The organism is Treponema sp. R6D11 (assembly GCF_054786075.1).
This window is the reverse complement of sequence record NZ_BDHD01000377.1, coordinates 1-1,218: the sequence shown is the minus strand read 5'-3', so window position 1 is coordinate 1,218 and position 1,218 is coordinate 1. Positions and strand designations below refer to the sequence as shown.

The 1,218-nt window shown below is 45.6% G+C and carries 2 protein-coding genes; one reads left to right on the top strand and one right to left on the bottom strand.

The features are described 5' to 3' along the window. Positions 1–1,003 (top strand): 23S rRNA (adenine(2503)-C(2))-methyltransferase RlmN (rlmN, locus tag ACYVTD_RS13275; protein WP_461248215.1); only part of this gene is annotated, 1,003 nt, incomplete at its 5' end. Here rlmN and ACYVTD_RS13270 read toward each other — a convergent pair. Next, a partial coding sequence (locus ACYVTD_RS13270) for an SH3 domain-containing protein (protein ID WP_461248214.1) occupies positions 989–1,218 on the bottom strand: 230 nt, incomplete at its 5' end. The two genes, rlmN and ACYVTD_RS13270, sit on opposite strands and share 15 nt — an antisense overlap.

The following is a 1,218-nucleotide window of genomic DNA, read 5'->3' as shown; positions in this document are numbered from 1 at the left end:
ACTCCCTACACTGCCCCGTTTCCGCGCCGGTCAAATATTTAAATGGATAGCCAAGGGGGTTAATTCTCTTGAGGATATGACAAATATCCCCGTATCCCTTCGCAGTGAGTTAAGCGCCAACTACAGCCTTTATTCAAGCAAGGTTGACGGCATTCATGAGGACGGAGAGACAAAAAAGTTTGTCTTTGCTTTGGAAGACGGGGCAAAAATAGAATCCGTGCTTTTAAACGACGGGAAAAACCGCCTTACCGCGTGCCTTTCCTCCCAAGTCGGCTGTCCCGCAGGCTGCGTCTTTTGCAAAACAGGCTCGTTAGGTTTTAAACGCAACCTTAACTGCGCTGAAATTATCGAGCAATTTTTATACCTGCGGCTTGCTTCTCTTGGCAAAGACTGCGGGCATATCATAGACAATATCGTTGTAATGGGCATGGGCGAGCCGCTTTTGAATCTTCCCAATTTAAGAAAAGCCATCTTGTTGTTAAACAATAAAAAGGGAATTAACTTTTCCCCGCGAAGAATTACAATTTCCACCTGCGGTATTTGCGACGCTCTTTATGATCTTGCCCAAAATGGACCTTATGTCAGGCTCGCCCTTTCGCTTACAACAGCGGACGAAGCTTTACGCCAAAAACTTATGCCCATAACAAAATCAAACCCCCTTGATAAAGTAAAGGAGAACCTTCTGCTTTTCCAGAAAAAAAGCGGCGGCAGGATCACTCTTGAAGTGCCATTGCTCAGGCAGATAAATACCCGCGACACAGACGCGAAATCTATAGCAAACTTTGCCAAAGGATTAGACAGTATCGTAAACATAATACCTTGGAATCCTGTCGCGGGGTTTGAGTTTGAGGGGAAGCCGCTTTGTGAACCAAGCAAAAGGGAAACTGAAGATTTTATCCGTATGTTGGAAAGTTACGGGTTAAAAGTAACCATGCGGCTTCATAAGGGACGCTCTGTTATGGGAGCGTGCGGGCAATTAGGCGCTGTTTCAGCGGGACAATAATTCGGAAGCGGTTATTGCCTGATTTTCGTTATTGTATATATCCATTACATCTTCTTTAAGCCAACCCTGCTGTTGCCCGTCGGTTAAAACCCAAGAAATATAGCCGTCCTGTGTCTTAACTGTCTGCCGCCTGACTATTCTTACCCGCGAACCGCGTCTAAGGTAGCCAAGAGAGGGACTTTCTTGCGAAGGATCGGTATTAATATGTGTAAAGG